The sequence below is a fragment of the Escherichia sp. WS3227_2 genome, from assembly GCF_046486495.1.
GTDB lineage: Bacteria > Pseudomonadota > Gammaproteobacteria > Enterobacterales > Enterobacteriaceae > Escherichia > Escherichia coli.
Genome location: NZ_JBJQLG010000009.1, coordinates 55,115 through 73,219 on the forward strand (window position 1 = coordinate 55,115; position 18,105 = coordinate 73,219).

Genomic DNA, 18,105 nt, shown 5'->3' on the forward strand with positions numbered 1-18,105 from the left:
CGGAAAAATTCCCCTCTGCATGATGCAGAGGGGGTGTGAACGACCAGTGATTCACGGAGACGTTATGCAACAGTCTACCCCGTATCTCTCATTTCGCGGCATCGGTAAAACGTTTCCCGGCGTTAAGGCGCTGACGGATATTAGTTTTGATTGCTATGCCGGTCAGGTTCATGCGTTGATGGGTGAAAATGGCGCAGGAAAATCAACTCTCTTAAAAATCCTCAGCGGCAACTATGCGCCAACCACGGGTTCTGTAGTGATTAATGGGCAGGAAATGTCCTTTTCCGACACGACCGCAGCACTTAACGCGGGTGTGGCGATTATTTACCAGGAACTGCATCTCGTGCCGGAAATGACCGTCGCGGAAAACATCTATCTCGGCCAGCTGCCGCATAAAGGCGGCATTGTGAATCGCTCATTGCTGAATTATGAGGCGGGTTTACAACTTAAACATCTTGGTATGGATATTGACCCGGACACGCCGCTGAAATATCTCTCCATTGGTCAGTGGCAGATGGTTGAAATTGCCAAAGCCCTGGCGCGTAATGCCAAAATTATCGCATTTGATGAGCCAACCAGCTCCCTCTCTGCCCGTGAAATCGACAATCTTTTCCGCGTTATTCGTGAACTGCGAAAAGAGGGGCGGGTGATCTTATACGTTTCTCACCGTATGGAAGAAATATTTGCCCTCAGCGATGCCATCACCGTCTTTAAAGATGGGCGTTATGTCAAAACCTTTACTGATATGCAGCAGGTTGACCACGACGCCCTGGTGCAGGCGATGGTCGGGCGCGACATCGGCGATATCTACGGCTGGCAACCGCGTAGTTATGGCGAGGAGCGCCTGCGTCTTGATGCTGTGAAAGCACCAGGCGTGCGTACGCCAATAAGTCTGGCGGTTCGCAGTGGAGAAATTGTCGGTCTGTTTGGTCTGGTCGGGGCAGGGCGTAGCGAATTAATGAAAGGCATGTTTGGCGGGACGCAAATTACCGCCGGTCAGGTTTATATCGACCAACAGCCGATCGATATTCGTAAACCGAGCCACGCCATTGCCGCAGGCATGATGCTCTGCCCGGAAGATCGCAAAGCCGAAGGCATTATTCCTGTGCACTCCGTTCGCGACAATATCAACATCAGTGCCAGACGTAAACATGTGCTCGGCGGTTGTGTAATCAACAACGGTTGGGAAGAAAACAATGCCGATCACCACATTCGTTCGCTTAACATCAAAACGCCGGGCGCTGAGCAACTGATCATGAATCTCTCAGGCGGAAATCAGCAAAAAGCCATTCTGGGCCGCTGGTTATCGGAAGAGATGAAGGTCATTTTGCTGGATGAACCTACGCGCGGCATTGATGTTGGCGCTAAGCACGAAATATATAACGTAATTTATGCGCTGGCGGCGCAGGGTGTGGCGGTGCTATTTGCCTCCAGCGACTTACCTGAAGTCCTCGGCGTTGCCGACCGGATTGTGGTGATGCGCGAAGGTGAAATCGCCGGTGAATTGTTACACGAGCAGGCAGATGAGCGTCAGGCACTGAGCCTTGCGATGCCTAAAGTCAGCCAGGCAGTTGCCTGAGTAAGGAGAGTATGATGTCTTCTGTTTCTACATCGGGTTCTGGCGCACCTAAGTCGTCATTCAGCTTCGGGCGTATCTGGGATCAGTACGGCATGCTGGTGGTGTTTGCGGTCCTTTTTATCGCCTGTGCCATTTTTGTCCCGAACTTTGCCACCTTCATTAATATGAAAGGGTTGGGCCTGGCAATTTCCATGTCGGGGATGGTGGCTTGTGGCATGTTGTTCTGCCTTGCTTCCGGTGACTTTGACCTTTCTGTCGCCTCCGTAATTGCCTGTGCGGGTGTCACCACGGCGGTGGTTATCAACCTGACTGAAAGCCTGTGGATTGGCGTGGCAGCGGGTTTGTTGCTGGGCGTTCTCTGTGGCCTGGTCAATGGCTTTGTTATCGCCAAACTGAAAATAAATGCCCTGATCACGACACTGGCAACGATGCAGATTGTTCGAGGTCTGGCGTACATCATTTCAGACGGTAAAGCGGTCGGTATCGAAGATGAAAGCTTCTTTGCCCTTGGTTACGCCAACTGGTTCGGTCTGCCTGCGCCAATCTGGCTTACCGTCGCGTGTCTGATTGTCTTTGGTTTGCTGCTGAATAAAACCACCTTTGGGCGTAACACCCTGGCGATTGGTGGGAACGAAGAGGCTGCGCGTCTGGCGGGTGTACCGGTTGTTCGCACCAAAATTATTATCTTTGTTCTCTCTGGTCTGGTATCAGCGATAGCCGGAATTATTCTGGCTTCACGTATGACCAGTGGGCAGCCAATGACGTCGATTGGTTATGAGCTGATTGTTATCTCCGCCTGCGTTTTAGGTGGCGTTTCTCTGAAAGGCGGCATCGGAAAAATCTCATATGTGGTGGCGGGTATCTTAATTTTAGGCACCGTGGAAAACGCCATGAACCTGCTTAATATTTCTCCTTTCGCCCAGTACGTGGTTCGCGGCTTAATCCTGCTGGCAGCGGTGATCTTCGACCGTTACAAGCAAAAAGCGAAACGCACTGTTTGATGCTTTTTTCCACAACAATTTAGCGTTTTTTCCCACCACAGCCAGCCGCCACAACGGTTGGCTGTTCTTCGTTACAAATGGCGACCCCCGTCACACTGTCTATACTTACATGTCTGTAAAGCGCGTTCTGCGCAACACAATAAGAAAAGAGAAGGAGGAGAACCGGGTGACAGAACCGTTAACCGAAACCCCTGAACTATCCGCGAAATATGCCTGGTTTTTTGATCTCGATGGAACGCTGGCGGAAATCAAACCGCATCCCGATCAGGTCGTCGTGCCTGACAATATTCTGCAAGGACTTCAGCTACTGGCAACCGCAAGTGATGGTGCATTGGCATTGATATCAGGGCGCTCAATGGTGGAGCTTGATGCACTGGCAAAACCTTATCGCTTCCCATTAGCGGGCGTGCATGGGGCGGAGCGCCGTGACATCAATGGTAAAACGCATATCGTTCATCTGCCGGATGCGATTGCGCGTGATATTAGCGTGCAACTGCATACGGTCATCGCCCAGTATCCCGGTGCGGAGCTGGAGACGAAAGGGATGGCTTTTGCTCTGCATTATCGTCAGGCTTCGCAGCATGAAGACGCATTAGTGACATTAGCGCAACGTATTACTCAGATCTGGCCACAAATGGCGTTACAGCAGGGAAAGTGTGTTGTCGAGATCAAACCGAGAGGTACCAGTAAAGGTGAGGCGATTGCTGCCTTTATGCAGGAAGCTCCCTTTATCGGGCGAACGCCGGTATTTCTGGGCGATGATTTAACCGATGAATCTGGCTTCGCAGTCGTTAACCGGCTGGGCGGAATGTCAGTAAAAATTGGCACAGGCGCAACTCAGGCATCATGGCGACTGGCGGGCGTACCGGATGTCTGGAGCTGGCTTGAAATGATAACCACCGCATTACAACAAAAAAGAGAAAATAACAGGAGTGATGACTATGAGTCGTTTAGTCGTAGTATCTAACCGGATTGCACCACCAGATGAGCACGCCGCCAGTGCCGGTGGCCTTGCCGTTGGCATTCTGGGGGCACTGAAAGCCGCAGGTGGACTGTGGTTTGGCTGGAGTGGCGAAACAGGGAATGAGGATCAGCCGCTAAAAAAGGTGAAAAAGGGTAACATTACGTGGGCCTCTTTTAACCTCAGCGAACAGGACCTTGACGAATACTACAACCAATTCTCCAATGCCGTTCTCTGGCCCGCTTTTCATTATCGGCTCGATCTGGTGCAATTTCAGCGTCCTGCCTGGGACGGCTATCTACGCGTAAATGCGTTGCTGGCAGATAAATTACTGCCGCTGTTGCAAGACGATGACATTATCTGGATCCACGATTATCACCTGTTGCCCTTTGCGCATGAATTACGCAAACGTGGGGTGAATAATCGCATTGGTTTCTTTTTGCATATTCCTTTCCCGACACCGGAAATCTTCAACGCGCTGCCGACATATGATACCTTGCTTGAACAGCTTTGTGATTATGATTTGCTGGGTTTCCAGACGGAGAACGATCGTCTGGCGTTCCTGGATTGCCTTTCTAACCTGACCCGCGTCACGACGCGTAGCGCAAAAAGCCATACGGCGTGGGGCAAAGCGTTTCGAACGGAAGTTTACCCGATCGGCATTGAACCGAAAGAAATAGCGAAACAGGCTGCCGGACCACTGCCGCCAAAACTGGCGCAACTTAAAGCGGAACTGAAAAACGTACAAAATATCTTTTCTGTCGAACGGCTGGATTATTCCAAAGGTTTGCCGGAGCGTTTTCTCGCCTATGAAGCGTTGCTGGAAAAATATCCGCAGCATCATGGTAAAATTCGTTATACCCAGATTGCACCAACGTCGCGTGGTGATGTGCAAGCCTATCAGGATATTCGTCATCAGCTCGAAAATGAAGCTGGACGAATTAATGGTAAATACGGGCAATTAGGCTGGACGCCGCTTTATTATTTGAATCAGCATTTTGACCGTAAATTACTGATGAAAATATTCCGCTACTCTGACGTGGGCTTAGTGACGCCACTGCGTGACGGGATGAACCTGGTAGCAAAAGAGTATGTTGCCGCTCAGGACCCAGCCAACCCGGGCGTTCTTGTTCTTTCGCAATTTGCGGGAGCGGCAAACGAGTTAACGTCGGCGTTAATTGTTAACCCCTACGATCGTGACGAAGTTGCAGCTGCGCTGGATCGTGCATTGACTATGTCGCTGGCGGAACGTATTTCCCGTCATGCAGAGATGCTGGACGTTATCGTGAAAAACGATATTAACCACTGGCAGGAGTGCTTCATTAGCGACCTAAAGCAGATAGTTCCGCGAAGCGCGGAAAGCCAGCAGCGCGATAAAGTTGCTACCTTTCCAAAGCTTGCGTAGGAGCGGTTAATCTCCCGTAAGTGGAACTAACAGCACATCGACCTCACATGAGGCAATCACTCTTTTCGCCGAGCAGGATGCTCGCGAAAAGAAACTGTGATTGTGATTACCGCAAATCACCAAATCGAAATGATGTTTGCGACAAACCTCCAGAATATGTTCGCTTAACTCACCGTAGGCAATAAACGTCTCGTCAACGGGATACCCCGCATCCTGAATTAACTTATCAAGAAAGCTTTGTGTTTCTTCCTGCATCACGCTGCGTAAATCTTCAAGCATCGGCGCGGCTAATTGATTGTACATTTCCGGGTCGGAAGCGAGAGTAATTAAACTGATGTGTCCCTTTACTGGCCTGGCGATAGATACCGCTTTTGCCAGCAGTTGCTGACTTTCCGGTGTAACCGCAACGGCGACAAGAATATTGCTATAGCTCATAACCTGTTCCTTATTCTGTGAACTTCAGGTGACATTAAAGCTTTACTCCTAATGGAGAATCGACGCAATCCCAACTCAGTCAAACAGGTAAATATTAGTGTGATTATTAGTAAATACAATTAATCAATCACTCTTGGTGATCATATGATTTCAACTGTAATTATAAGAAAATAATGTACTGATTCTCCATATTAAACAAGTGGTTAATATATGTAAAACATTTTATTAACATTAAGTTGATTGTTGCCTTTCTTTGTATTTAATTAGTTTGTTGTGCGGTAAGTGTCTGTTTAAAAATAGCTTATCTGGTATTGCATTAAAGCAATTATTTATAGCAGATGATTATTTACGGTGAGTTATTTTAACTGTGCGCAACATCCCATTTCGATTATTCCTGTTTCATTTTTGCTTGCTAGCGTCGCGAAAAACTTTTTAACAGATTGAAATACACCCAAAACAAAAGTATGACTTATACATTTATGTTAAGTAATTGAGCGTTTTGTGTGATCTGCATCACACATTATTGAAAATCGCAGCCCCCCTCCGTTGTATGTGAGTGTAGTGACGAGTAAAGTTGCGTCGATTTAGGAAAAATCTTAGATAAGTGTAAAGAACCCCTTCTATTTGTAAGGACTTATTAAATCCCAAAAAGGGGCTCTGCCTGTTGCAGCTTATCGCAACTATTCTAATGCTAATTATTTTTTACCGGGGCTTCCCGGCGACATCACGGGGTGCGGTGAGACCGCATAAAAATAAAGTTGGTTATTCTGGGTGGGAATAATGCATACCTCCGAGTTGCTGAAACACATTTATGACATCAACTTGTCATATTTACTACTTGCACAGCGTCTGATTGTTCAGGACAAAGCGTCCGCAATGTTTCGTCTCGGCATAAATGAAGAAATGGCGACAACGTTAGCGGCACTGACTCTTCCGCAAATGGTTAAGCTGGCAGAAACCAATCAACTGGTTTGTCACTTCCGTTTTGACAGACACCAGACGATTACTCAGTTGACGCAAGATTCCCGCGTTGACGATCTCCAGCAAATTCATACCGGCATCATGCTCTCAACACGCTTGCTGAATGATGTTAATCAGCCTGAAGAAGCGCTGCGCAAAAAAAGGGCCTGATCATGAGTGAAAAAAGCATTGTTCAGGAAGCGCGGGATATTCAACTGGCAATGGAATTGATCACCCTTGGCGCTCGTTTGCAGATGCTGGAAAGCGAAACACAGTTAAGCCGCGGACGCCTGATAAAACTCTATAAAGAACTGCGCGGAAGCCCACCGCCGAAAGGCATGCTGCCATTCTCAACCGACTGGTTTATGACCTGGGAACAAAACGTTCATGCTTCGATGTTCTGTAACGCATGGCAGTTTTTACTGAAAACCGGTTTGTGTAATGGCGTCGATGCGGTGATCAAAGCCTACCGTTTATATCTTGAACAGTGCCCGCAAGCAGAAGACGGACCGCTGCTGGCATTAACCCGTGCCTGGACATTGGTGCGGTTTGTTGAAAGTGGATTACTGCAACTTTCCAGCTGCAACTGCTGCGGCGGCAATTTTATTACCCACGCTCACCAGCCTGTTGGCAGCTTTGCCTGCAGCTTATGTCAGCCGCCATCCCGGGCAGTAAAAAGACGTAAACTTTCCCAGAATCCTGCCGATATTATCCCACAACTGCTGGATGAACAGAGAGTACAGGCTGTTTAACTTATACGGTGTGGCGCAACATTCCAGCAGCGGTAACGACGTACCGCTGCTTTTTTTTGCCCCAATCGCGCGTTAACGCCTGACGACTGAACATCCTGTCATGGTCAACAGTGGAAGGATGATGTCGTGCTTATCTTATTAGGTTACCTGGTTGTTCTCGGTACAGTTTTCGGCGGTTATTTGATGACCGGTGGAAGCCTTGGAGCACTCTATCAACCCGCTGAACTGGTGATTATTGCCGGTGCAGGGATTGGGTCATTTATCGTCGGCAATAATGGCAAAGCGATTAAAGGCACGCTGAAGGCGCTGCCGTTGCTGTTTCGTCGCTCAAAATACACCAAAGCAATGTATATGGATCTGCTGGCTCTGCTTTATCGGTTGATGGCGAAATCGCGGCAGATGGGGATGTTTTCGCTGGAACGTGATATTGAAAATCCCCGTGAGAGCGAGATCTTCGCCAGCTACCCACGCATCCTTGCGGATAGCGTCATGCTTGATTTTATCGTCGATTATCTACGTCTGATTATCAGCGGTCACATGAACACCTTCGAAATCGAAGCCCTGATGGATGAAGAGATTGAGACGCACGAAAGCGAAGCAGAAGTCCCGGCGAACAGTCTGGCGCTGGTCGGGGACTCACTTCCGGCGTTTGGTATTGTCGCGGCTGTGATGGGGGTCGTTCACGCGTTAGGTTCAGCCGATCGTCCTGCCGCCGAGCTGGGGGCGCTTATCGCACATGCGATGGTGGGGACTTTCCTCGGTATTTTATTGGCTTACGGATTTATTTCCCCATTAGCGAGTGTTTTACGTCAGAAAAGCGCCGAAACCAGCAAAATGATGCAGTGCGTCAAAGTCACACTGCTTTCTAATCTGAACGGTTACGCACCGCCTATCGCCGTTGAGTTTGGTCGCAAAACGCTCTATTCCAGCGAACGTCCGTCGTTTATTGAACTGGAAGAGCATGTGCGTGCGGTGAAAAATCCGCAACAACAGACGACAACCGAGGAAGCATGAAGAATCAAGCGCATCCGATTATTGTCGTCAAACGACGCAAAGCCAAAAGCCACGGGGCAGCACATGGATCGTGGAAGATTGCTTATGCCGACTTTATGACCGCGATGATGGCCTTTTTTCTGGTGATGTGGCTGATCTCCATCTCCAGCCCAAAAGAGTTGATTCAGATTGCGGAGTACTTCCGGACTCCACTGGCGACTGCGGTTACGGGCGGCGATCGCATTTCTAATAGTGAAAGCCCAATTCCCGGTGGGGGTGATGATTACACCCAAAGCCAGGGGGAAGTGAATAAGCAGCCGAACATCGAAGAGCTGAAAAAACGCATGGAGCAAAGTCGATTGCGGAAATTGCGGGGTGATCTCGACCAGTTGATTGAATCCGATCCGAAACTGCGGGCGTTACGCCCACATCTCAAAATCGATCTGGTTCAGGAAGGTCTACGTATTCAGATCATCGATAGCCAGAATCGCCCGATGTTCAGAACCGGCAGTGCCGATGTGGAACCCTATATGCGCGACATTCTGCGCGCCATCGCGCCCGTTCTGAATGGTATTCCCAACCGTATTAGCCTTTCGGGTCATACCGATGATTTCCCTTACGCCAGTGGTGAGAAAGGATATAGCAACTGGGAGCTTTCTGCCGATCGGGCCAATGCATCCCGCCGCGAACTGATGGTTGGCGGGTTGAATGGCGGCAAAGTGTTACGTGTCGTCGGCATGGCGGCAACGATGCGCTTAAGCGATCGCGGTCCTGATGATGCTGTCAACCGTCGCATCAGCCTGCTGGTACTGAACAAACAAGCCGAACAGGCCATTTTGCATGAAAACGCCGAAAGCCAGAATGAGCCAGTAAGCGCCCTGGAAGAACCTGAGGTTGCACCACAGGTCAGTGTTCCCACAATGCCATCAGCCGAACCGAGGTGACAGCGTGAGCATGGATATAAGCGATTTTTATCAGACATTTTTTGATGAAGCGGACGAACTGTTGGCTGACATGGAGCAGCATCTGCTGGTTTTGCAGCCGGAAGCGCCAGATGCCGAACAATTGAATGCCATCTTTCGGGCTGCCCACTCGATCAAAGGAGGGGCAGGAACCTTTGGCTTCAGCGTTTTGCAGGAAACCACGCATCTGATGGAAAACCTGCTCGACGAAGCCAGACGAGGTGAGATGCAACTCAACACCGACATTATCAATCTGTTTTTGGAAACGAAGGACATCATGCAAGAACAGCTCGACGCTTATAAACAGTCGCAAGAGCCGGATGCTGCCAGCTTCGATTATATCTGCCAGGCCTTGCGTCAACTGGCATTAGAAGCGAAAGGCGAAACGCCATCCGCAGTGACCCGATTAAGTGTGGTTGCCAAAAGTGAACCGCAAGATGAGCAGAGCCGCAATCAGTTGCCGCGACGAATTATCCTTTCGCGCCTGAAGGCCGGGGAAGTCGACCTGCTGGAAGAAGAGCTGGGGCATCTGACAACGTTAACTGACGTGGTGAAAGGGACGGATTCTCTCTCGGCAATATTACCGGGCGACATCGCCGAAGATGACATCACAGCGGTACTCTGTTTTGTGATTGAAGCCGATCAGATTACCTTTGAAACAGTAGAAGTCTCGCCCAAAATATCCCCCCCACCAGTGCTTAAACTGGCAGCCGAACAAGCGCCAACCGGTCGCGTGGAGCGGGAAAAAACGACGCGCAGTAGTGAATCCACCAGCATCCGTGTAGCGGTAGAAAAGGTTGATCAATTAATTAACCTCGTCGGCGAGCTGGTCATCACCCAGTCCATGCTTGCCCAGCGTTCCAGTGAACTGGACCCAGTTAATCATGGTGATTTGATTACCAGCATGGGGCAGTTACAACGTAACGCTCGTGATTTGCAGGAATCAGTGATGTCGATTCGTATGATGCCGATGGAATATGTCTTTAGCCGTTATCCCCGGCTGGTGCGTGATCTTGCGGGAAAACTCGGCAAGCAGGTAGAACTGACGCTGGTGGGCAGTTCTACTGAACTCGACAAGAGCCTGATAGAACGCATTATCGACCCGCTGACCCACCTGGTACGCAATAGCCTCGATCACGGTATTGAACTGCCAGAAAAACGGCTCGCCGCAGGTAAAAACAGCGTCGGAAATTTAATTCTTTCTGCCGAACATCAGGGCGGCAACATTTGCATTGAAGTGACCGACGATGGTGCGGGGCTAAACCGTGAGCGAATTCTGGCAAAAGCGGCCTCGCAAGGTCTGACCGTCAGCGAAAACATGAGCGACGACGAAGTCGCGATGCTGATATTTGCCCCTGGCTTCTCCACGGCGGAGCAGGTCACCGACGTCTCCGGGCGCGGCGTCGGCATGGACGTCGTTAAACGTAATATCCAGGAGATGGGCGGTCATGTCGAAATCCAGTCGAAGCAGGGTACTGGCACTACGATCCGCATTTTACTGCCGCTGACGCTGGCCATCCTCGACGGCATGTCCGTACGCGTTGCGGATGAAGTTTTCATTCTGCCGCTGAATGCTGTCATGGAATCACTGCAACCCCGTGAAGCCGATCTGCATCCACTGGCCGGCGGCGAGCGGGTGCTGGAAGTGCGGGGTGAATATCTGCCCATCGTCGAACTGTGGAAAGTGTTCAACGTCGCGGGCGCGAAAACCGAAGCTACCCAGGGAATTGTGGTGATCTTACAAAGTGGCGGTCGCCGCTACGCCTTGCTGGTGGATCAATTAATTGGTCAACACCAGGTTGTGGTTAAAAACCTGGAAAGTAACTATCGCAAAGTCCCCGGCATTTCTGCTGCGACCATTCTTGGCGACGGCAGCGTGGCACTGATTGTTGATGTCTCCGCCTTGCAGGCGATAAACCGCGAACAACGTATGGCGAACACCGCCGCCTGAATGAGTAAAAAGGTAACAATATGACCGGTATGACGAATGTAACAAAGCTGGCCAGCGAGCCGTCAGGCCAGGAATTTCTGGTATTTACCCTTGGTGATGAAGAGTACGGTATTGATATCCTGAAAGTGCAGGAGATCCGTGGCTACGATCAGGTAACACGGATTGCGAACACGCCAGCGTTTATCAAAGGCGTCACGAATCTGCGCGGCGTTATTGTGCCGATTGTCGACTTACGAATTAAGTTCAGCCAGGTGGATGTGGACTATAACGACAACACGGTAGTTATCGTCCTGAATCTCGGACAGCGGGTGGTCGGCATCGTGGTTGACGGCGTTTCAGACGTGCTTTCATTGACGGCGGAGCAAATTCGTCCGGCACCGGAATTTGCCGTGACGCTTTCAACAGAATATCTCACTGGACTGGGCGCACTGGGCGACCGGATGTTGATTCTGGTGAACATCGAAAAACTGCTGAACAGCGAAGAGATGGCGCTGTTAGATAGCGCGGCGTCAGAAGTGGCGTAATTCTCCCGATTTCCTCAATTGCAATGAACCCGATGATCTGCGCATCGGGTTTTTTATTTCAGTTTCGCGGCGGGTGGCATCAGCAATAAAGTTTCCCCCTTCCTTGCCGATAACGAGATCAACTTGTTTTCAGGAAGGTGCCTTATGATTAACCGTATCCGCGTAGTCACGCTGTTGGTAATGGTGCTGGGGGTATTCGCACTGTTACAGCTTATTTCCGGCAGTCTGTTTTTTTCTTCCCTTCACCATAGCCAGAAGAGCTTTGTGGTTTCCAATCAATTACGGGAACAGCAGGGCGAGCTGACGTCAACCTGGGATTTAATGCTGCAAACGCGCATTAACCTGAGTCGTTCAGCGGTGCGGATGATGATGGATTCCTCCAATCAACAAAGTAACGCCAAAGTTGAATTGCTCGATAGCGCCAGGAAAACATTGGCCCAGGCAGCGACGCATTATAAAAAATTCAAAAGCATGGCACCGTTACCTGAAATGGTCGCTACCAGTCGAAATATTGATGAAAAATATAAAAACTATCACACAGCGTTAACTGAACTGATTGATTATCTTGATTATGGCAATACTGGAGCTTATTTCGCTCAGCCAACCCAGGGAATGCAAAATGCAATGGGCGAAGCGTTTGCTCAGTACGCCCTCAGCAGTGAAAAACTGTATCGCGATATCGTCACTGACAACGCAGATGATTACCGATTTGCCCAGTGGCAACTGGCGGTTATCGCGCTGGTGGTGATATTGATTCTGCTGGTGGCGTGGTACGGCATTCGCCGTATGTTGCTTACACCGCTGGCAAAAATTATTGCGCATATTCGCGAAATTGCCGGTGGTAACCTGGCGAATACCCTGACCATTGACGGGCGCAGTGAAATGGGCGACCTGGCGCAGAGCGTTTCACATATGCAACGCTCTTTGACTGACACCGTCACTCATGTGCGCGAAGGTTCAGATGCCATCTATGCCGGTACCCGTGAAATTGCGGCGGGCAACACCGATCTTTCCTCCCGTACTGAACAGCAGGCATCTGCGCTGGAAGAAACTGCCGCCAGCATGGAGCAGCTCACCGCGACAGTGAAGCAAAACGCCGATAACGCCCGCCAGGCCTCGCAACTGGCGCAAAGTGCCTCCGATACCGCCCAGCATGGCGGCAAAGTAGTGGATGGCGTAGTGAAAACGATGCATGAGATCGCCGATAGTTCGAAGAAAATTGCCGACATTATTAGCGTTATCGACGGTATTGCCTTCCAGACTAATATCCTCGCGTTGAATGCCGCTGTTGAAGCCGCGCGTGCGGGTGAACAGGGCCGTGGTTTTGCCGTGGTGGCGGGCGAAGTGCGTAATCTTGCCAGTCGCAGCGCCCAGGCGGCAAAAGAGATCAAAGCCCTCATTGAAGACTCCGTCTCGCGCGTTGATACCGGTTCGGTGCTGGTCGAAAGCGCCGGGGAAACAATGAACAATATCGTCAATGCTGTCACTCGCGTGACTGACATTATGGGCGAGATTGCATCGGCATCGGATGAACAGAGCCGTGGCATCGATCAAGTCGCATTGGCGGTTTCGGAAATGGATCGCGTCACGCAACAGAACGCATCGCTGGTGCAGGAATCAGCTGCCGCCGCAGCTGCGCTGGAAGAACAGGCCAGTCGTTTAACGCAAGCGGTTTCCGCGTTTCGTCTGGCAGCCAGCCCACTCACCAATAAACCGCAAACACCATCCCGTCCTGCCAGTGAGCAACCACCGGCACAGCCACGACTGCGAATTGCTGAACAAGATCCAAACTGGGAAACATTTTGACGAGTATTTACTAACGCGGTCATTGCCGCCTGATGGGGAGCGTTGATGTTTAATCGTATTCGAATTTCGACCACGCTGTTTTTAATTTTGATTCTCTGCGGGATCTTGCAGATTGGCAGTAACGGCATGTCTTTTTGGGCATTTCGCGACGATTTGCAACGACTGAATCAGGTCGAGCAGAGCAATCAGCAACGTGCGGCATTAGCGCAAACTCGGGCGGTAATGTTACAGGCCAGTACCGCGCTGAACAAAGCAGGCACTCTGACAGCGCTTAGCTATCCGGCGGATGACATTAAAACGTTGATGACGACGGCGCGCGCCAGTCTGACGCAATCCACCACGCTGTTTAAAAGTTTTATGGCGATGACTGCGGGCAACGAGCACGTCAGGGCATTGCAAAAAGAGACGGAGAAAAGTTTTGCCCGCTGGCACAACGATCTCGAACATCAGGCGACCTGGCTTGAAAGTAATCAACTTTCGGATTTCCTCACTGCGCCGGTGCAGGGATCACAGAATGCGTTTGACGTTAACTTTGAGGCCTGGCAGCTGGAGATCAACCATGTGCTGGAAGCCGCCAGTGCGCAAAGCCAGCGTAACTATCAGATTTCGGCGCTGGTGTTTATCAGCATGATTATTGTTGCGGCGATCTACATCAGCAGTGCGCTGTGGTGGACGCGCAAGATGATTGTTCAACCACTGGCCATTATCGGTAGCCATTTTGACAGCATTGCTGCGGGTAATCTGGCGCGTCCGATTGCGGTATATGGTCGTAATGAGATCACCGCCATTTTTGCCAGCCTGAAGACCATGCAGCAGGCTTTGCGTGGGACGGTGAGTGATGTGCGTAAGGGAAGCCAGGAGATGCACATTGGTATCGCGGAGATTGTCGCAGGCAATAACGATCTCTCAAGTCGTACCGAACAGCAGGCGGCATCGCTGGCACAAACGGCCGCCAGTATGGAGCAATTAACCGCCACGGTAGGGCAAAACGCCGATAACGCGCGCCAGGCGTCGGAACTGGCAAAAAATGCCGCGACAACGGCGCAGGCGGGCGGTGTTCAGGTCAGTACAATGACTCACACCATGCAGGAGATCGCCACCAGCTCGCAAAAAATAGGCGACATTATCAGCGTTATCGACGGCATTGCTTTCCAGACCAATATTCTGGCCCTGAATGCGGCAGTGGAAGCGGCTCGCGCCGGAGAGCAGGGGCGTGGTTTTGCGGTAGTGGCAGGTGAAGTGCGCAATCTTGCCAGCCGTAGCGCCCAGGCAGCAAAAGAGATCAAAGGGCTGATCGAAGAGTCAGTCAATCGTGTCCAGCAGGGTTCGAAACTGGTGAATAACGCCGCCGCGACCATGACCGATATTGTCAGTTCGGTAACCCGCGTGAACGACATTATGGGAGAAATTGCTTCGGCGTCGGAAGAACAACGTCGGGGGATTGAGCAGGTTGCACAGGCTGTCAGCCAGATGGATCAGGTGACTCAGCAGAACGCCTCGCTGGTAGAAGAAGCGGCGACGGCAACGGAACAACTGGCGAACCAGGCTGACCATCTTTCGTCGCGTGTGGCGGTATTTACCCTTGAAGAACATGAAGTAGCACGACATGAGTCGGCGCAATTACAAATTGCGCCAGTGGTATCCTGAAGTGATTGAGAAGGCGCTATGACTTCATCTCTGCCCTGTGGGCAAACGTCTTTATTGTTACAGATGACCGAGCGCCTGGCGCTTTCCGACGCGCATTTTCGGCGGATAAGTCAATTGATCTATCAACGAGCCGGGATCGTCCTGGCCGATCATAAACGCGACATGGTTTACAACCGACTGGTTCGTCGTTTGCGTTCGCTGGGACTGACGGATTTCGGCCATTACTTGAACTTGCTGGAATCTAACCAGCACAGCGGTGAGTGGCAGGCGTTTATCAATTCGCTGACCACGAATCTGACGGCATTTTTCCGTGAGGCACATCATTTCCCTCTGCTCGCGGATCACGCACGTCGCCGTTCTGGCGAGTATCGCGTATGGAGCGCGGCGGCTTCGACCGGCGAAGAGCCGTACAGCATTGCGATGACGCTGGCTGACACATTGGGCACCGCGCCCGGACGCTGGAAAGTGTTTGCCAGTGATATCGACACCGAAGTGCTGGAAAAAGCCAGAAGCGGTATCTATCGCCATGAAGAGTTGAAAAACCTGACGCCGCAGCAACTGCAACGGTATTTCATGCGAGGGACGGGACCGCATGAAGGGCTGGTACGCGTGCGTCAGGAGCTGGCGAACTATGTTGATTTTGCCCCGCTGAATTTACTGGCGAAACAATACACCCTGCCGGGGCCGTTTGATGCGATCTTCTGTCGTAACGTCATGATCTACTTCGATCAAACTACCCAGCAGGAGATTTTGCGCCGCTTTGTTCCGCTCCTTAAATCCGACGGATTGCTGTTTGCGGGTCACTCTGAAAACTTTAGCCACCTTGAGCGCCGCTTCACGCTGCGTGGTCAGACGGTGTATGCGCTAAGTAAGGATTAACGATGAGCAAAATCAGGGTGTTATCTGTCGATGATTCGGCACTGATGCGCCAGATCATGACAGAAATCATCAACAGCCATAGCGACATGGAAATGGTGGCGACCGCCCCTGATCCGCTGGTCGCGCGTGATTTGATTAAGAAATTCAATCCCGATGTGCTGACGCTGGATGTTGAAATGCCGCGGATGGACGGACTGGATTTCCTCGAAAAATTAATGCGTTTGCGTCCAATGCCCGTAGTGATGGTTTCTTCCCTGACCGGCAAAGGGTCAGAAGTCACGCTGCGCGCGCTGGAGCTGGGGGCGATAGATTTTGTCACCAAACCGCAACTGGGTATTCGCGAAGGAATGCTGGCGTATAGCGAAATGATTGCTGAAAAGGTGCGTACAGCAGCAAAGGCGAGCCTTGCAGCACATAAGCCATTGTCGGCACCGACAACGCTGAAGGCAGGGCCGTTGTTGAGTTCTGAAAAACTGATTGTGATTGGTGCTTCAACGGGTGGAACTGAGGCAATTCGTCACGTACTGCAACCGTTGCCGCTTTCCAGCCCGGCACTGTTAATTACCCAGCATATGCCGCCCGGTTTCACCCGCTCTTTTGCCGACAGACTTAATAAGCTTTGCCAGATCGGGGTTAAAGAAGCCGAAGACGGAGAACGTGTCTTGCCGGGGCATGCCTATATTGCGCCGGGCGATCGGCATATGGAGCTGGCGCGTAGTGGCGCAAATTATCAAATCAAAATTCACGACGGCCCGGCGGTTAACCGTCATCGGCCTTCGGTAGATGTGTTGTTCCATTCTGTCGCCAAACAGGCGGGGCGTAATGCGGTTGGGGTGATCCTGACCGGTATGGGCAACGACGGCGCGGCGGGAATGTTGGCGATGCGTCAGGCGGGGGCATGGACCCTTGCGCAAAACGAAGCAAGTTGCGTGGTGTTCGGCATGCCGCGCGAGGCCATCAATATGGGTGGTGTTTGCGAAGTGGTCGATCTTAGCCAGGTAAGCCAGCAAATGCTGGCAAAAATTAGTGCCGGACAGGCGATACGAATTTAAATCAGGAGTGTGAAATGGCGGATAAAGAACTTAAATTTTTGGTTGTGGATGACTTTTCCACCATGCGACGCATAGTGCGTAACCTGCTGAAAGAGCTGGGATTCAATAATGTTGAGGAAGCGGAAGATGGCGTCGACGCTCTCAATAAGTTGCAGGCAGGCGGTTATGGATTTGTTATCTCCGACTGGAACATGCCCAATATGGATGGCCTGGAGTTGCTGAAAACGATTCGTGCGGATGGGGCGATGTCGGCATTGCCAGTGTTAATGGTGACTGCAGAAGCGAAGAAAGAGAACATCATTGCTGCGGCGCAAGCGGGGGCCAGTGGCTATGTGGTGAAGCCATTTACCGCCGCGACGCTGGAGGAAAAACTCAACAAAATCTTTGAGAAACTGGGCATGTGAGGATGCGACTATGATGCAACCATCAATCAAACCTGCTGACGAGCATTCAGCTGGCGATATCATTGCGCGCATCGGCAGCCTGACGCGTATGCTGCGCGACAGTTTGCGGGAGCTGGGGCTGGATCAGGCCATTGCCGAAGCGGCGGAAGCCATCCCCGATGCGCGCGATCGTTTGTACTATGTTGTGCAGATGACCGCCCAGGCTGCTGAGCGGGCGCTGAACAGTGTTGAGGCGTCACAACCGCATCAGGATCAAATGGAGAAATCAGCAAAAGCGTTAACCCAACGTTGGGATGACTGGTTTGCCGATCCGATTGACCTTGCCGACGCCCGAGAACTGGTAACAGATACGCGGCAATTTCTGGCAGATGTCCCCGCGCATACCAGCTTTACTAACGCGCAACTGCTGGAAATCATGATGGCGCAGGATTTTCAGGATCTCACCGGACAGGTCATTAAGCGGATGATGGATGTCATTCAGGAGATCGAACGCCAGTTGTTGATGGTGCTGTTGGAAAACATCCCGGAACAGGAGTCGCGTCCAAAACGTGAAAACCAGAGTTTGCTTAATGGACCTCAGGTCGATACCAGCAAAGCCGGTGTGGTAGCCAGTCAGGATCAGGTGGACGATTTGTTGGATAGTCTTGGATTTTGATTTGTATTGCCTGATGTGGCGTGACCACGTCATATCAGGCGATGACGCCGCATCCGACAAACGCATACTATGCTTGATGTGTGGCAGCAAAAGCCCTAAATCCCGCCTGTTTTGCCCCTTACTCAAACCATTGAACGCT

The 18,105-nt window shown here is 51.2% G+C and carries 17 protein-coding genes; 16 read left to right on the top strand and 1 reads right to left on the bottom strand.

The features are described from left to right. Window positions 1-64 precede the first annotated feature (64 nt). The 4 genes from araG (at window position 65) to otsA (ending at window position 4,946) form a co-directional block, all read left to right on the top strand. Window positions 65-1,579 carry an arabinose ABC transporter ATP-binding protein AraG gene (araG, locus tag ACJHXB_RS14175; protein ID WP_001187819.1) on the top strand — a complete coding sequence of 505 codons (1,515 nt, stop codon included), beginning with the start codon at window positions 65-67 and terminating at the stop codon, window positions 1,577-1,579. Window positions 1,580-1,593: 14 nt separating this feature from the next. Next, window positions 1,594-2,580 (top strand): arabinose ABC transporter permease AraH, encoded by a 987-nt coding sequence (gene araH, locus ACJHXB_RS14180; RefSeq protein ID WP_001306740.1) that lies wholly within the window; start codon window positions 1,594-1,596, stop codon window positions 2,578-2,580. A 166-nt stretch (window positions 2,581-2,746) separates the two neighbouring features. Next, window positions 2,747-3,547: a trehalose-phosphatase gene (gene otsB, locus ACJHXB_RS14185; RefSeq protein WP_001469461.1), complete on the top strand. Its 801-nt coding sequence runs from the start codon at window positions 2,747-2,749 to the stop codon at window positions 3,545-3,547. After that, the gene (gene otsA / locus ACJHXB_RS14190; RefSeq protein ID WP_001295646.1) at window positions 3,522-4,946 is read left to right on the top strand and encodes an alpha,alpha-trehalose-phosphate synthase; all 1,425 of its coding nucleotides are present in this window, start codon (window positions 3,522-3,524) and stop codon (window positions 4,944-4,946) included. Before otsB ends, otsA begins: the two co-directional genes overlap by 26 nt. A 6-nt stretch (window positions 4,947-4,952) precedes the next feature. Here otsA and uspC read toward each other — a convergent pair whose 3' ends face one another. Next, a complete protein-coding gene (uspC, locus tag ACJHXB_RS14195) occupies window positions 4,953-5,381 on the bottom strand; it encodes a universal stress protein UspC (RefSeq protein WP_000122420.1) in 429 nt (142 codons plus the stop codon). A gap of 780 nt (window positions 5,382-6,161) precedes the next feature. On the opposite strand from uspC, the gene flhD reads away from it, so the two are divergent. The 12 genes from flhD (at window position 6,162) to cheZ (ending at window position 17,966) form a co-directional block, all read left to right on the top strand. Next, window positions 6,162-6,512 (top strand): flagellar transcriptional regulator FlhD, encoded by a 351-nt coding sequence (gene flhD / locus ACJHXB_RS14200; protein ID WP_001469464.1) that lies wholly within the window; start codon window positions 6,162-6,164, stop codon window positions 6,510-6,512. Window positions 6,513-6,514: 2 nt separating this feature from the next. Further along, window positions 6,515-7,093, top strand: coding sequence for a flagellar transcriptional regulator FlhC (flhC, locus tag ACJHXB_RS14205; protein ID WP_001291591.1), 579 nt, complete (start codon window positions 6,515-6,517; stop codon window positions 7,091-7,093). A 126-nt stretch (window positions 7,094-7,219) separates the two neighbouring features. Further along, on the top strand, window positions 7,220-8,107 hold the full coding sequence (gene motA, locus ACJHXB_RS14210) for a flagellar motor stator protein MotA (protein ID WP_000906336.1): 888 nt from the start codon (window positions 7,220-7,222) through the stop codon (window positions 8,105-8,107). Next, window positions 8,104-9,030 (top strand): flagellar motor protein MotB, encoded by a 927-nt coding sequence (gene motB / locus ACJHXB_RS14215; protein WP_000795635.1) that lies wholly within the window; start codon window positions 8,104-8,106, stop codon window positions 9,028-9,030. The genes motA and motB overlap by 4 nt, the downstream gene beginning before the upstream one ends. A 4-nt stretch (window positions 9,031-9,034) precedes the next feature. Beyond that, window positions 9,035-10,999 (top strand): chemotaxis protein CheA, encoded by a 1,965-nt coding sequence (gene cheA, locus ACJHXB_RS14220; protein WP_001469465.1) that lies wholly within the window; start codon window positions 9,035-9,037, stop codon window positions 10,997-10,999. 20 nt (window positions 11,000-11,019) lie between these two features. After that, window positions 11,020-11,523: a chemotaxis protein CheW gene (cheW, locus tag ACJHXB_RS14225; protein ID WP_000147302.1), complete on the top strand. Its 504-nt coding sequence runs from the start codon at window positions 11,020-11,022 to the stop codon at window positions 11,521-11,523. A 144-nt stretch (window positions 11,524-11,667) separates the two neighbouring features. After that, the gene (tar, locus tag ACJHXB_RS14230) at window positions 11,668-13,329 is read left to right on the top strand and encodes a methyl-accepting chemotaxis protein II (protein ID WP_001469466.1); all 1,662 of its coding nucleotides are present in this window, start codon (window positions 11,668-11,670) and stop codon (window positions 13,327-13,329) included. A gap of 45 nt (window positions 13,330-13,374) precedes the next feature. Further along, window positions 13,375-14,976 (top strand): methyl-accepting chemotaxis protein IV, encoded by a 1,602-nt coding sequence (tap, locus tag ACJHXB_RS14235; protein WP_000483224.1) that lies wholly within the window; start codon window positions 13,375-13,377, stop codon window positions 14,974-14,976. 18 nt (window positions 14,977-14,994) lie between these two features. Further along, entirely contained in the window at window positions 14,995-15,855 is an 861-nt protein-coding gene (gene cheR / locus ACJHXB_RS14240) for a protein-glutamate O-methyltransferase CheR (RefSeq protein WP_000204333.1), read from the top strand. 2 nt (window positions 15,856-15,857) lie between these two features. Next, window positions 15,858-16,907: a protein-glutamate methylesterase/protein glutamine deamidase gene (gene cheB, locus ACJHXB_RS14245; protein ID WP_000036384.1), complete on the top strand. Its 1,050-nt coding sequence runs from the start codon at window positions 15,858-15,860 to the stop codon at window positions 16,905-16,907. A gap of 14 nt (window positions 16,908-16,921) precedes the next feature. Beyond that, on the top strand, window positions 16,922-17,311 hold the full coding sequence (gene cheY, locus ACJHXB_RS14250) for a chemotaxis response regulator CheY (RefSeq protein ID WP_000763867.1): 390 nt from the start codon (window positions 16,922-16,924) through the stop codon (window positions 17,309-17,311). Window positions 17,312-17,321: 10 nt separating this feature from the next. Continuing rightward, the gene (cheZ, locus tag ACJHXB_RS14255; RefSeq protein WP_000983609.1) at window positions 17,322-17,966 is read left to right on the top strand and encodes a protein phosphatase CheZ; all 645 of its coding nucleotides are present in this window, start codon (window positions 17,322-17,324) and stop codon (window positions 17,964-17,966) included. Window positions 17,967-18,105: the final 139 nt, after the last annotated feature.